Origin of the sequence: Pigmentiphaga sp. GD03639 (assembly GCF_029845405.1) — a bacterium.
In the GTDB taxonomy this organism is placed as follows: Bacteria; Pseudomonadota; Gammaproteobacteria; order Burkholderiales; family Burkholderiaceae_B; genus Pigmentiphaga; species Pigmentiphaga daeguensis.
In genome coordinates, this window is the sequence record NZ_JAOCLR010000033.1 from 17,636 (window position 1) to 30,320 (window position 12,685).

General features: G+C 68.7%; 10 protein-coding genes and 1 pseudogene. 9 read left to right on the forward strand and 2 right to left on the reverse strand.

Annotation, left to right across the window (positions count from 1 at the left end; all coding sequences use genetic code 11):
• Positions 1-266 precede the first annotated feature (266 nt).
• The 8 genes from N5K27_RS24545 (at position 267) to N5K27_RS24580 (ending at position 7,372) form a co-directional block, all read left to right on the forward strand.
• The gene (locus N5K27_RS24545) at positions 267-1,892 is read left to right on the forward strand and encodes an MFS transporter (protein ID WP_165963107.1); all 1,626 of its coding nucleotides are present in this window, start codon (positions 267-269) and stop codon (positions 1,890-1,892) included.
• Positions 1,893-2,070: 178 nt separating this feature from the next.
• On the forward strand, positions 2,071-2,832 hold the full coding sequence (locus N5K27_RS24550; protein WP_087837319.1) for an ABC transporter ATP-binding protein: 762 nt from the start codon (positions 2,071-2,073) through the stop codon (positions 2,830-2,832).
• A 14-nt stretch (positions 2,833-2,846) separates the two neighbouring features.
• Positions 2,847-3,749 carry an efflux RND transporter periplasmic adaptor subunit gene (locus N5K27_RS24555; RefSeq protein WP_165963098.1) on the forward strand — a complete coding sequence of 301 codons (903 nt, stop codon included), beginning with the start codon at positions 2,847-2,849 and terminating at the stop codon, positions 3,747-3,749.
• A gap of 9 nt (positions 3,750-3,758) precedes the next feature.
• On the forward strand, positions 3,759-4,514 hold the full coding sequence (locus N5K27_RS24560; RefSeq protein ID WP_087837321.1) for an MtnX-like HAD-IB family phosphatase: 756 nt from the start codon (positions 3,759-3,761) through the stop codon (positions 4,512-4,514).
• Positions 4,515-4,541: 27 nt separating this feature from the next.
• Positions 4,542-5,387 carry an alpha/beta fold hydrolase gene (locus N5K27_RS24565; RefSeq protein WP_087837322.1) on the forward strand — a complete coding sequence of 282 codons (846 nt, stop codon included), beginning with the start codon at positions 4,542-4,544 and terminating at the stop codon, positions 5,385-5,387.
• Complete coding sequence (locus tag N5K27_RS24570; RefSeq protein WP_087837323.1) at positions 5,384-5,740, forward strand: EamA family transporter; 357 nt, start codon at positions 5,384-5,386, stop codon at positions 5,738-5,740. The genes N5K27_RS24565 and N5K27_RS24570 overlap by 4 nt, the downstream gene beginning before the upstream one ends.
• The gene (locus N5K27_RS24575; RefSeq protein ID WP_087837324.1) at positions 5,740-6,150 is read left to right on the forward strand and encodes an EamA family transporter; all 411 of its coding nucleotides are present in this window, start codon (positions 5,740-5,742) and stop codon (positions 6,148-6,150) included. Before N5K27_RS24570 ends, N5K27_RS24575 begins: the two co-directional genes overlap by 1 nt.
• Positions 6,137-7,372, forward strand: a complete 1,236-nt coding sequence (locus N5K27_RS24580; protein ID WP_132979432.1) for a DegT/DnrJ/EryC1/StrS family aminotransferase — start codon at positions 6,137-6,139, stop codon at positions 7,370-7,372. The genes N5K27_RS24575 and N5K27_RS24580 overlap by 14 nt, the downstream gene beginning before the upstream one ends.
• Positions 7,373-7,393: 21 nt before the next feature.
• Here the strand turns inward: N5K27_RS24580 and N5K27_RS24585 are convergent, their stop codons facing one another.
• Together N5K27_RS24585 and N5K27_RS24590 are read right to left on the reverse strand one after the other, a co-directional pair.
• Positions 7,394-7,867, reverse strand: a complete 474-nt coding sequence (locus N5K27_RS24585) for a DUF1854 domain-containing protein (RefSeq protein ID WP_279819806.1) — start codon at positions 7,865-7,867, stop codon at positions 7,394-7,396.
• Positions 7,864-10,146, reverse strand: coding sequence for an ABC transporter ATP-binding protein (locus N5K27_RS24590; RefSeq protein WP_279819809.1), 2,283 nt, complete (start codon positions 10,144-10,146; stop codon positions 7,864-7,866). Before N5K27_RS24590 ends, N5K27_RS24585 begins: the two co-directional genes overlap by 4 nt.
• Positions 10,147-10,515: 369 nt before the next feature.
• Here N5K27_RS24590 and cphA point away from each other — a divergent pair.
• A pseudogene (gene cphA, locus N5K27_RS24595) lies at positions 10,516-12,660 on the forward strand (cyanophycin synthetase); the annotation flags it as partial.
• Positions 12,661-12,685: the final 25 nt, after the last annotated feature.

A 12,685-nucleotide genomic window follows, 5' to 3' on the forward strand; every position in this document is an offset into this window, starting at 1 on the left:
CCCCGCCTCCAGGCGCCGCGCGGGCGGCCGGCGCGTCCCGGGCGTGGGCATATCACCAGTTCGTGAAAATTCAGTTTTTTGTCAGCAACTTGTCAGTACCGCGTCAGTAACTGTTTCTACTCTGATTTCAAGCCCGAGGCTCCCGTGGCTGAGGGCCAGTCTGCCGTTCCAACTATTACTCCTTTACAGCAGGCCCACCCAGGAGACATTCCTTCATGAGCACCACCGTCAGCAGTTCAGGGGCGCCGACTCCGGCCGCGCGCCCCATGACCAAGGAAGAGCGGCGCGTGATCTTCGCCTCGTCGCTAGGCACGGTATTCGAGTGGTACGACTTCTATCTTTACGGCTCCCTGGCCGCCATCATCGCCAAGCAGTTCTTCTCGGGGGTCAACGACACGGCGGCCTTCATCTTCGCGCTGCTGGCGTTCGCGGCAGGCTTCGCGGTCCGGCCGTTCGGGGCCCTGGTGTTCGGCCGGCTGGGAGACCTGGTCGGACGCAAGTACACCTTCCTGATCACCATCCTGATCATGGGCCTGTCGACCTTCATCGTCGGGATACTGCCCTCCTACGCCTCCATCGGCATCGCGGCACCCGTCATCCTCATCATCCTGCGGCTGGCGCAAGGCCTGGCGCTGGGCGGCGAGTACGGCGGCGCGGCCACCTACGTGGCCGAGCATGCGCCGCAGGGCAAGCGCGGCGCCTACACCGCCTGGATCCAGACCACGGCCACCCTGGGCCTGTTCCTGTCGCTGCTGGTGATCCTGGGCGTGCGCAACGCCACCGGCGAGGAAGCCTTCGCTTCCTGGGGATGGCGCATCCCGTTCCTGGTCTCCATCTTCCTGCTGGCCATCTCGGTCTGGATCCGGCTCAAGCTGAACGAGTCGCCCACCTTCCAGCGCATGAAGGCCGAGGGCAAGGGATCGAAGGCGCCGCTGACCGAGTCCTTCGGCCAGTGGAGCAACCTGAAGGTCGTCCTGCTGGCGCTGCTGGGCCTGACCGCCGGCCAGGCCGTGGTCTGGTACACGGGGCAGTTCTATTCGCTGTTCTTCCTGACCCAGACCCTGAAGGTGGACGCCACCACGGCCAACATCCTGATCGCTCTGGCCCTGCTGATCGGCACGCCCTTCTTCCTGGTCTTCGGCTCGCTGTCGGACAGGATAGGCCGCAAGCCCATCATCATGGCCGGCTGCCTGATCGCCGCCATCGCCTACTTCCCGCTGTTCAAGGCCATCACGCACTACGCCAATCCGGCGCTGGAGGCGGCGCAGGCCAAGGCGCCGGTGGTCGTCGTGGCCGATCCCAAGACCTGCTCGTTCCAGTTCAACCCCGTGGGCACCGCCAAGTTCGTCAGCTCCTGCGACCAGGTCAAGTCCTTCCTGGCCTCGAACTCGGTCAACTACAGCAACGAGGCGGCCCCGGCCGGGTCCGTGGCCAAGGTCAAGGTGGGCGACACCGTCATCGAGTCCTTCGAAGGCGCGGGCCTGCCGGCGGCCGAGCTCAAGACCCGCGGCGACGAGCTCAAGGCCCGGCTGACGTCGGAAATCCGCAACCACGGCTACCCCGCCAAGGCCGACCCGGCCCAGGTCAACAAGCCCATGCTGGTACTGCTGCTGACGCTGCTGGTGATCCTGGTCACCATGGTCTACGGCCCGATCGCGGCCATGCTGGTGGAAATGTTCCCCACCCGCATCCGCTACACCTCGATGAGCCTGCCCTACCACATCGGCAACGGCTGGTTCGGCGGCTTCCTGCCCACCACCGCCTTCGCCATCGTGGCGGCCACCGGCAATATCTATAACGGGTTGTGGTATCCCATCATCGTCGCCGTGATGAGCCTGGTCATCGGCACCCTGTTCATCAAGGAAACCAAGGACAACCGCCTGGAGGACTGATCCCGGCAGGGGCGCGGCCATGCCGTGCCCCTTCGCTTATGCGGCGCGCATGCAACAATCCGCCCCAGAACGGAGCGTGCCAAGGCTTCCCACCGTCGCAAGTCTTGGGTTATCGTACCAAGCGTTACAATCCCGGCCTTGCCGGGTTTTGTTTTTTCAGCCAGTTGGAGACCTTGCCATGCGGGCGACCGAGCCCCAGGCCACAGGCCGCACATCGGGGAATCCCCCTGGGAGCACACCGAGTCTCGTCGCCGAGTCTCTCAGCAAATCCTTTCTATCCGGTAATGTTCGCGAGCGCATTTTGCGAGATTTGTCGGTTAGCATCATGCCCGGCGAACTGACTTTGATTTCCGGACCATCGGGCTGCGGCAAGAGCACCCTGCTGGCCATACTCAGCGGCATGCTACGTCCGGATGCCGGCATGGTGCGCGCCCTGGGCCAGGATCTTGGCCTGTTGCAGCTGCAAGAGCTTGAACGTTTCCGGCTGATGCATACCGGCTTCGTATTCCAGGGCTTCAACCTGTTTCCCGCGCTGACGGCTGTCGAACAGGTCGTCCTGCCCCTGCGCTACGTGGGCCTGTCCAGGTCGCGGGCCGAAGAACAGGCCTGGGCCGCCCTCGAGGAAGTGGGCATGAGCGGACGAGCGCGCCAGCGGCCCTCGGGCCTGTCGGGCGGCGAACAGCAGCGCGTGGCCATCGCCCGTGCGCTCGCCAAGGAACCCGAACTGCTCTTTGCGGACGAGCCCACCAGTGCGCTGGACGCCGGCAACGGCATGAAAGTCATCGACATCCTGCACCGCATCGCCAAGCGCCACGGCGCCACGGTGCTGTGCGTCAGCCACGATCCGCGCCTGATCAGCCATGCCGACCGCGTCCTGACCATGGAGGATGGACGCATCCTGGACGACAGGCGCACCGATGCGCTGGTCGCCGAAACCTAGGAATTTCCCAGCTCGTGCCTAAGCTTTTCACCTCTTTTCGCCTTGGAATCGTGGCCGCGCTGACCGGCAGCCTGGTGCTGGCCGCGTGTTCCCGCCAACAGCAGGCCGAAGCCCCGGCGGCCGACCAGCCGCCCTACGCCGCCGTCGCGCGCGGGCGCGTCGACGTCGAAGGCGGCCTGGTGCGCGTGGGCGCGGCCGTGGACGGCACCGTCGCACGCGTGGCGGTGCGCGACGGCGACCAGGTCAGGAAGGGCCAGGCGCTGATCGAATTCAATCCTTCGGCGGCCCAGCTGGCCGTCGATGCGGCCGACGCCGAACTGCGCCAGGCGCAAGCCCAGGAACGCGTACTGCGCAGCCGCCTGCCGGGGCTGAAGCAGCGCGCCCAGCGGCTGGCCGAAGCCGCGGCCGGCGGGGCCATCGACGGGCAGGCCGCCGACGACGCGCGCAGCGCCGTGGCGCAGGCCGAGGCCGAGGTCCTGGCGGCCCAGGCGACGGTGGACGTCGCGCGCCAGAAATTGCGTGCTGCGCAATGGACGCTGGAGCGCCAGCAGGTCCGCTCGCCCGTGGACGGCGAGGTCGTGGGCCTGGAGGTGCAGGTCGGCAACGCGGTCACCGCCCAGACGGAAATGCTGCGGGTGCTGCCCAAGCGGCGCCTGATCGTCCGGGCCGAGGTGAACGAAGCCTACGTCGGGGCGCTGAAACCCGGCATGCAGGCCGAGATCGTGGAAGAATCCGCCCCCGGCGGCACCCCGATCCCTGCCCGCCTGGAACGCATAGGCAGCGTGTTCCAGGTCATGTCTCCCAGCGACGATCCCCAGGAGCGGATCAGCCGCCGCGGCGTCGAAAGCCTGCTGTCGATCGAAAACCCCGAAAAGCTGCGTGTCGGCCAGCGCGTGCTGGTCCGTTTCCTTCCCTAAAGGCTTGCCATGTTGCTCAGTCAGTACACCGTCGACGAACGCCCCGGCTCCGAGTGGATCGTGTTGTGCGACTTCGACGGCACCATTTCCAAGCAGGATGTCACCGATACCCTGCTTGAACACTTCGGCCGGCCGGGATGGCAGGAACTGGAAGCCGCGTGGGAACGGGGAGAGATCGGCTCGCGCGAATGCATGGCCAAGCAGATCGCGCTGCTGGACGCCAGCAAGGAAGAGCTGGACGACCTGGTGGCGAGCATCGAGATCGATCCGGCCTTCCCGGGGTTCGTGGCCCAGGCGCGCAGCCTCGGCACGCCGGTGCACATCGTCAGCGACGGGCTGGCCGGCGTGATCACCGCCATCATGGACCGCCACGGACTGGCGGACCTGCCCGTGGTGGCTAACCGCTTCGAACAGGCCGGCCCGCGCGACTGGCGGCTGACCTTCCCCTACGCCGATGCCGCCTGCCGCAAGGCCAGCGGTACCTGCAAGTGCTCCTACGGGTCGGGCGTGCGCGGTCTCCACGAGAAAATCCTGTACGTGGGCGACGGCGCCTCGGACTTCTGCGTGTCCGGCACGGTCGACTTCGTGCTGGCCAAGCACCGCCTGATCGACTACTGCCGCGACCATGGCCTGGTGCACATTCCCATTGCCGGCTTCGACGAGGCCCGCAATGCGCTCGACTTCATCCTGAAAGGCCAGTTGCAAGCCATCGCGCAACCTCCGCGCGGCTTCACCGCCGCGCCGGCGGCAGCCAGCACCGCCTGAGCCCCGCGCGGCCCCATTCTTCACCTCATGATCAAATCCGCGGATTTCTATTTCGAAGGCGGCCGCGCGGGCGTGCTGCTCATCCATGGCCTGACCGGCACTCCCAACGAAATGCGCACCGTGGGCAAGGGCCTGCACCGGGCCGGCTTCACGGTCTACGGCATGCAGTTGGCGGGCCACTGCGGCGACGTCGACGATCTCATCCGCACCGGCTGGAAGGACTGGTACGCCAGCGTGCTGGAGGGCGTGGACCGCCTGCGCCGCGATGTCGACCACTGCTTCGTCGCCGGCCTGTCGATGGGCGCGGTGCTGGCGCTGAAGGCGGCGGCCGACCGGCCCGACGACATCGCCGGCGTCGGCGTCTACGGCGCCACCTTCCGCTACGACGGCTGGAACATTCCCTGGTACTCGCGCCTGTCGTTCCTGCTGCCCTGGTTCAAGCGCTTCAACCTGTTCCAGGACAAGGTCTTCGACGAAGAGCCCCCCTACGGCCTGAAGGACGAACGGCTGCGCGCCGCGGTATCGTCCAGCATGCTGGGCGGCGACAGCGCGGACGCGGGGCTGCCCGGGAACCCCTGGCCCTCGCTGGCCGAACTCATCGACCTGTCGGCCACGGTACGCCGCCAGCTGCACCAGGTGCGCGCGCCCTGCCTGGTCATGCACGCCGCCGAGGACGACATGGCCAGCGTCGGCAACGCGCAGCTGGTGATGGAGCGCGTCGGCGGCCCGGCCAAGCTGGTGCTGCTGCACGACAGCTACCATATGATCACGGTGGATCGCGAGCGCCGCGAGGTCATCCGCGAGTCGGCCGAGTTCTTCTCGGAAATCGCCGCGCAGCGCGAAGGCGCCACGCCGCGGGCGGCGGCGCGATGACTCCGCTCGTCGCCCTGCTGTGGACGCTGAACGTGCTGGTCGATACCGGCGGCCAGCTCGCCTTCAAGGCGGCCGCCACCACGCCGGCCGAGGGCAGCGGCCTGCGCTACTGGCGCGAGCTGGCGCGCCGCCCCTGGATCTGGATAGGCATCGCCTGCTATATCCTGGAGTTCGTCGTCTGGCTGGCCTTCCTGTCGCTGGTGCCGCTGTCCGAGGGCGTGCTGCTGGGCTCGATCAACATCGTCGCCATCATGATCGCCGGCCGCTTCCTGTTCAACGAACACCTGACGCCGCTGCGGGTGGCCGGCATCGCGCTGATCGCCGCCGGCGTGGCGGTCGTGGGGATACCGTGATGCGCCGCTTCTACCTGATCGGCTTCGGCCTGCTGATGGCCTTCGACACGCTGGCGCAGATCAGCTTCAAGTACGCCGCCAACCATGCGATGCCGCTGGCCGCCGACCTGGACTGGCTGCTGCGGGTATTCGGCCAGCCGTGGATCTACGGCGCCTTCGTCGGCTACATCGGCGCCTTCTTCACCTGGATGTCGCTGCTCAAGCGCGCGCCCATCGGGCCCGCCTTCGCCGCCTCCCACCTCGAAGTCGTGACGGTCATGCTGGTGTCGGTCTGGCTGTTCGACGAACACATCACCACCAACCAGATGCTGGGCGCGCTGCTGATCATCGGCGGCATCGTCTGCCTGGCCTTCGGCGAGGCCAGCGAATCGCGGCGCCTCCACCCGGAGTCCGGCCGTGCCGACGCCTAGGCTCGCGGCCGGCGCCCACGGGCGCGACATCCCCCCCACGGCGGGCCTGCCGCTGCGGTGGAGCGACCTGTTGCCGGGCGGTCCCGCGGACCTGGAGACCAGCCTGGCAGCCTGGCTGGGCGTCGACGCCTTGCAGCTGGAATGCTCCGGCACCTCCAGCCTGGTCGTCTCGCTGTTGACGCTGGCCCGGCGCAGCTCGCGCAAGACCGTCGTCCTGCCCGCCTACACCTGCCCGCTGGTCGCGCTGGCAGTCCACCACTGCGGGCTGCGGCTGAAGCTGTGCGACCTCGCCCCCGGCCATTTCGATCTCGACCCGGACGCGCTCGAGGCGGCCTGCGACGGCGATACGCTGGCCATCGTGGTCACCCACCTGGCCGGACGCGTGGCCGACACCGATGCCGCGCTGCGCTGCGCCGCCCGCTGCGGCGCGGCCGTCATCGAGGACGCGGCGCAGGCGCTGGGCGCCCGCCGCAACGGACGCAGCGTGGGCCTGGACGGCGACATCGGCTTCTTCAGCCTGGCCGCGGGCAAGGGCCTGAGCATCTACGAGGGCGGCCTGCTGCTGGCGCGCGATCCCGCGCTGCGCGACGAGCTGCGCGCCACCAGCGCGCGCACCGTCGGCCGCCGCCCGGGATGGGAGGCGCGCCGCAGCCTGGAACTCCTGGCCTACGCGCTGCTGTACGGGCCACGCGGCATGCGCCTGGCCTACGGCAACCCGCAGCGCGCGGCCTTGCGGGCCGGCGATCCCGTACGAGCCGCCGGCGACGATTTCCCCCTCGACATCCCCATCCACCGGGTCGGCCGCTGGCGCCGCGGCGTGGGCGCGCGAGCGGCCCGCCGCCTGCCGGCGTTCCTGGACGATGCCCGGGCGCGCGCCCGGCGGCGCCTGGAGCGGCTGCAAGGCCTGCCCGGCGTACGAGTGATGCAGGACACCGCGGGCGGCGACGGCGTCTGGCCGTTCTTCATGCTGCTGCTGCCCGATGCGCAATCCCGGCGGCTCGCGCTGGACCGGCTATGGGGCGCGGGACTGGGCGTGGGCCCCTTGTTCGTGCACACCCTGCCCGACTACGATTACCTGCGCCCCATCGTCGCCGATGCGCCGGTGCCCCACGCCCGCGACTTCGCGGCGCGGACGCTGTCGATCACCAACAGCCGCTGGCTGGACGACGAACGATTCGAGGTGATTTGCGCCTCGCTTGCCGCCTCGCTCCCCTCGCCCTGAGCGTCGCGGCGCTTCGGCGCGTCAAAGAAAGCGGTCCAGGATACGGCGGCTGGCCCGGTCCAGGCGCTCCAGGTCGCGGATCAGGAAATGAATGCCGTGGCCGTCCGAGATCAGGAGCTTGGACTGGGAGATGCGCCGGATGTCCTGTTCGCTCTTGAGCCACAGCCGGGCTTCGCCGCGGTTGGTGCGGACGGTCCAGGTCGTGGGCGTGACGTAGCTCGCCACCTGCACGATGCGCTGGATCTCGGGCATGAATTCGCGGTGCCCGAGCTCTTCCCGCACCAGATCCCGCGCCGCGGACGGCAGGTCCGCCAGGCGCGGGATCCAGGCGACCTCGTGCCCGCCCGGGCCGACCAGCGAGATGTCCTCGGACTCGGTATCGATGGGAAAGGCGCGCACGGGCGTCACTTCCTCGGCCGCGCCGCCATCGGCGGGGGTGCAGATCAGCCGGCCGTAGGCGTTGCGGCTCAGCGTATAGGGAAAGGCCTGGCTCATGCTTGTTCCTCGTCGTCGCCGTCCCAGGTGTTGTCGCTGTCGCTGCCGGGAGGATCGAGCTGGCGGGTCTGTGCCTGGTGCAGGCGGTAGTAGGCGCCGCCCTTGGCGATCAGGTCCTCGTGGCGGCCCTGCTCGACGATGCGGCCACGGTCCAGCACCACCAGCCGGTCGGCCCGCCGCAAGGTGCTGAGCCGGTGGGCCACGGCGATGGTGGTGCGCCCCTGCACCAGGTTGTCCAGCGCCTTCTGGATCTCCTGTTCGGTCGAGGTGTCGACCGACGACGTGGCCTCGTCCAGGATCAGGATGCGCGGATCGATCAGCAGCGCGCGGGCGATGGAGATGCGCTGGCGCTCGCCTCCCGACAGGGCCTGGCCGCGTTCGCCAACCAGCGAATCATAGCCGTGCGGCAGGCGCAGGATGAACTCGTGCGCGTGGGCCGCGCGCGCGGCGGCCACGATCTCCTCGCGGGTCGCGTCGGGCTTGCCGTAGGCGATGTTCTCGGCCACCGTCCCGAAGAACAGGAAGGGCTCCTGCAGCACCACGCCGATGTTGCGCCGGTACTCGGGAATGGACAACGCGCGGATGTCGACGCCGTCCACCTTGATCGATCCCTGCGCGACGTCGTAGAAACGGCAGATCAGGTTGACCAGCGTGCTCTTGCCCGAGCCGCTGTGCCCCACCAGGCCAATCATCTCGCCCGGCCGGATGTCCAGGTCTATGCCGCGCAGCACGGCGCGCGTGCCGTAGCGGAAGGTCGCCTCGCGGATCTGGATGCTCCCCTCCACCCGGCCGATGGGCACCGGATGGGCCGGTTCGGGCACGCTGGAGACGCGGTCCAGGATGTCGAAGATGCGCTTGGCGCCCGCCGCCGCCTTCTGCGTGACCGAGACGATGCGGCTCATGGAGTCCAGCCGCAGGTAGAAGCGGCTGATGTAGGCCAGGAACGCCGCCAGCACACCCACCGAGATATGGTGGTTGGCGATCTGCCAGATGCCGAATATCCAGACCACCAGCAGGCCGACCTCGGTCAGCAGGATGACCGTGGGCGAGAACATCGACCACGTGGTGTTGACCTTGTCGTTGACCGCGAGGTTGTGGTTGTTGGCCTCGCGAAAGCGCGCCACTTCGCGCTTTTCCTGGGCGAAGGCCTTGACCACCCGGATGCCCGGGATGGTGTCGGCCAGCACGTTGGTGATCTCGGCCCAGTTGCGGTCCACCTTCTCGAACCCGTGGCGCAGCTTGTCGCGCACCAGGTGGATCAGCCAGGCGATGAAGGGCAGCGGCAGCAGCGTGACCAGCGCCAGCCAGGGATCGATGGAGACCAGGATGCCGGCGGTCATCAGGATCATCAGCACGTCGGTGGCGAAGTCCAGCAGGTGCAGCGACAGGAAGACGCAGATGCGGTCGGTCTCGTTGCCGATGCGCGCCATGAGATCGCCCGTGCGCTTGCCGCCGAAGTATTCCAGCGACAGTTGCTGCAGGTGTTCATAGGCGCTGGTGCGCAGGTCGGCGCCGATGCGCTCGCTGACCCACGCCAGGATGTAGGTGCGCGACCAGCCCAGCACCCAGGCCACCAGCGCCGCGCCCAGCAGCCCGGACAGGTACAGCGCGGCCAGCTCGTAGTCGATGGGCTTGCCGTTCTGGAACGGGATCAGCACGTCGTCCATCAGGGGCATGGTCAGGTAGGGCGGAACCAGCGTCGCGGCGGTGGACAGGACAGTCAGGATGAAGCCCAGGAGCAGCCGGCCGCGATAGGGCCGGGCGAAACGGCGCAGCCGCAGCAGGGCCCAGCCCCGGTTCTCGACCGGTGCCTCCGCCTCGCAGGCCGGGCAGCCCTGCTCGCCTTCCGGCAGCGGCGCATGGCAGCGCGGGCAGGCCGGGGCCAGCCGGGCCGCCACGCCGCCCCGCGCCAGCGCGGCCAGCTGGCGGTCGAACTGGTCGGCCAGCCGGACGGCACCGGCGTGGTGCGCCATGGTCGTGCGCCAGAGCGCCAGCCGGGCCTGCGCATCCACCAGCTCGACCGCGACCACGCCCGCGTGGTCCGACAGCGCCAGCCGCATCCCCTCGCGCAGTGGCCAGTCGCGCCATCCCGGCGCATCGGCCGAGGCCGCCAGCAGCCGGGTCTCGGTCAGCACCAGCGCGCCCCGGGCATAGCGCAGTTCGGTATCGAGATCCAGCTCCAGCCAGGCGCAGACGGTTTCGCCGTCGGCCAGCGGCGGGGCGGCCTGGCCACGCCAGGCATCGGGCAGGGAGGACAACGGATAAGACGCGGCAGTCATCGGCGGGCAGTGCCCCAAATAAGCAACATAGTATTTGTAACTATTTATAATTCATGAAAATATGTCAGCCTCACGTAAGTATTATAGTTCCCACCAACTTCCGTTGTTCGAGAAACCGATGCGTTGTAGCGTCGCATCTAGGGGATTCCCTAAACCGTGTATTCCATCTTGCCTGCCAGGCAAGGGGGCAATACATTTCCGCTCATCTACGATTGTCATCGGATTGACTCGAGTACGCCCCGAGAGCGTACACCCAGCTCGCATCGTTCCACCCGGACCCTCGTCCCAACTTCTCAGCCTGTCCGCGCCGCCTGCACGCCCCGGTTTTCCGTTCCGCGCCGCGCGCCCCGCTCCAGACCCATTTTCGTCATGAAACGCAAACACATTGAATTCCTCGATGTGCTGTCCCTGCGCGGACCCAGCATGTGGACTTATCCGCCCGTCCTCGAGGCCTGGGTGGACATCGGGGAGCTCGAGGACTTTCCGTCCAACCTGATCCCGGGCTTCTACGAGCGGCTGGAGGCCTGGCTGCCGACGCTGATCGAGCACCGTTGCAGCTACGACGAACGCGGCGGCTTCCTGCGCCGCGTGCGCGAAGGCACCTGGCCGGGCCACATCCTGGAACACGTCACGCTGGAGCTGCAGAACCTGGCCGGACTGCCGGGCGGCTTCGGCAAGGCGCGCGAGACGTCCACCCGCGGGGTCTACCGCGTCATCGTCAGCGCCTACCAGGAAGAAGTCACGCGCGCCGCGCTCCACACGGCGCGCGATCTGGTCATGGCCGCGATCGAGGACCGCCCCTACGACGTGCCGGCGGCCATCGAGGCCCTGCGCGACCTCGTCAACGAACACTGGCTGGGCCCCAGCACCGCCAGCATCGTGCAGGCCGCCGAGGACCGCCGCATTCCCTATATCCGCCTCAACCAGGGCAACCTGGTGCAGTTCGGCTACGGCGCCGCCCAGCACCGCATCTGGACCGCCGAGACCGACCGCACCAGCGCCGTGGCCGAAGGCATCGCCTGCGACAAGGACCTGACCAAGAGCCTGCTGCAGGCCTGCGGCGTCCCCGTGCCCGAGGGACGCGCCGTGGACAGCAAGGACGACGCGTGGGAAGCCGCGCAGGAAATCGGCCTGCCGGTGGTGGTCAAGCCCAGCGACGGCAACCACGGCCGGGGCGTGTTCCTGGACCTGCGCACGCGCGAAGCCATCGAGACCGCATTCGACGTGGCCAGCGGCGAAGGCAGCGGCGTGATCGTCGAGCGCTGCGTGCCCGGCAACGAACATCGCCTGCTGGTGGTGGGCGACCGCATGGTGGCCGCGGCGCGCGGCAAGACGGCCTCGGTGATCGGCGACGGCCGCTCCACGATCCAGCAGCTGATCGGCAGCCAGCTCAACTCGGACCCGCGCCGCGGCAACACCGAAGAGCATCCGCTGAACCTGGTCGCGCTGGACTCCGCCGCGCGCATCGAACTCGAACGCCAGGGCTATGACGGCGACTCCGTCCCGCCCGCCGGCAAGGAAGTCCTGATCCAGCGCAACGGCAACGTCGCCTTCGACGTGACCGACGAAGTCCACCCCTCGGTCGCGGCGCACGTGCGGCTGGCGGCGCGCATCGTCGGCCTGGACATCGCCGGCGTGGACCTGGTGGCCGAGGACATCTCGCGGCCGCTCGAGGAACAGGGCGGCGCCATCGTCGAGGTCAACGCCGGCCCCGGCCTGCTGATGCACCTGAAGCCGGCCGAGGGCAAGCCCCGTCCCGTGGGCCGCGCCATCGTCGACCACCTGTTTCCCAACGGCGCCGAAGGCCGCATCCCTCTGGTGGGCGTGTCCGGCAGCCACGGCATGACCGGCGTGGTGCACCTGGTCGGGCAATTCCTGCGGCTGTCGGGCCGCCGCGTGGCCACGGCGTCCAGCCAGGGCCTGTACTTCGACCACCGCCAGGTCGACCGCGCCCCCGCCGGCTGGAGCGCCGTGCAGCGCGCGCTGATGAACCCCCTGATGGAAGCGGCCGCGATCGAGAACGGCGCGCGCGCCATCCTGACGCAAGGCCTGGCCTACGACCGCTGCCAGGTCGGCGTGGTGACCAACCTGGACCCCGCGCAGACGCATCCGGACCTGTCCATCGTCGAGCCGCAGCAGATCTTCAACGTGCTGCGCACCCAGGTCGACGTCGTGCTGCCCACCGGCTGCGCCGTGCTGAACGCCGCCGACGAACTGGTGGCCGACATGGCCCGGCTGTGCGACGGCGAGGTGATGTTCTTCGCGCGCGACGGCAAGCTGCCCCGCATCGCCGAGCACCTGGCCGCCGGCAAGCGCGCGGTCTTCGTACGCGCCGGCTCCATCGTGCTCGCCCACGGCGCGGACGAAACCCTCCTGGCCCCGCTTGCCTCCGTGCCCTGCCTGGCCGGACAGCCGGGCCTGCCGATCGAAAGCGTCCTGGCCGCCGTTGCCGCGGGCTGGGCGCTGGACCTGCCGCGGGACTGCATCCGCGCCGGGATCGAAACCTACGGCATGCCGGCCCCCGCGGCCGCCGCGGCCT

Bases quoted from the DNA above. Each gene is read 5' to 3' on its own strand.
- N5K27_RS24545 (WP_165963107.1), top strand. From the start codon at position 267: ATGACCAAGGAAGAGCGGCGCGTGATCTTCGCCTCGTCGCTAGGCACG.
- N5K27_RS24550 (WP_087837319.1), top strand. From the start codon at position 2,071: ATGCGGGCGACCGAGCCCCAGGCCACAGGCCGCACATCGGGGAATCCC.
- N5K27_RS24560 (WP_087837321.1), top strand. From the start codon at position 3,759: ATGTTGCTCAGTCAGTACACCGTCGACGAACGCCCCGGCTCCGAGTGG.
- N5K27_RS24565 (WP_087837322.1), top strand. From the start codon at position 4,542: ATGATCAAATCCGCGGATTTCTATTTCGAAGGCGGCCGCGCGGGCGTG.
- N5K27_RS24570 (WP_087837323.1), top strand. From the start codon at position 5,384: ATGACTCCGCTCGTCGCCCTGCTGTGGACGCTGAACGTGCTGGTCGAT.
- N5K27_RS24575 (WP_087837324.1), top strand. From the start codon at position 5,740: ATGCGCCGCTTCTACCTGATCGGCTTCGGCCTGCTGATGGCCTTCGAC.
- N5K27_RS24585 (WP_279819806.1), bottom strand. From the start codon at position 7,867: ATGAGCCAGGCCTTTCCCTATACGCTGAGCCGCAACGCCTACGGCCGG.
- N5K27_RS24590 (WP_279819809.1), bottom strand. From the start codon at position 10,146: ATGACTGCCGCGTCTTATCCGTTGTCCTCCCTGCCCGATGCCTGGCGT.